Origin of the sequence: Massilia mucilaginosa (assembly GCF_011682145.1) — a bacterium.
GTDB classification, from domain to species: Bacteria; Pseudomonadota; Gammaproteobacteria; order Burkholderiales; family Burkholderiaceae_D; genus Telluria_A; species Telluria_A mucilaginosa.
In genome coordinates, this window is the sequence record NZ_WHJH01000218.1 from 1 (window position 1) to 408 (window position 408).

The following is a 408-nucleotide window of genomic DNA, read 5'->3' on the forward strand; positions in this document are numbered from 1 at the left end:
CAACGTTTCGCTGCAGTTCCCCTCGGGCGAACTGACCGCGCTGCTCGGCCCATCGGGCTGCGGCAAGACCACCCTGCTGCGCATCATCGCGGGGCTGGAGCATCCGGACAGCGGGCAGGTGCTGCTCGATGGCCAGGATGCGTCCGGCCGCCACGTGCGCGAACGCCAGGTCGGCTTTGTGTTCCAGCATTACGCGCTGTTCAAGCACATGACCGTGTTCGAGAACGTCGCTTTCGGCTTGCGCGTCAAGCCGCGCAAGGATAGGCCGAACGAACAGCAGATCCGCCACAAGGTGCAGCAGCTGCTCGAACTGGTGCAGCTCGACTGGCTGGCCGACCGCCATCCGCCGCAACTGTCGGGCGGCCAGCGCCAGCGCATCGCCCTGGCGCGCGCACTGGCGGTCGAACC

At 67.4% G+C, this 408-nt stretch carries 1 protein-coding gene; it reads left to right on the forward strand.

Going from position 1 to position 408, the window contains the following annotated elements; translation table 11 throughout:
* Positions 1-408: ATP-binding cassette domain-containing protein (locus tag F2P45_RS34575; RefSeq protein WP_166882700.1), on the forward strand; the 408-nt coding region annotated here is incomplete at both ends.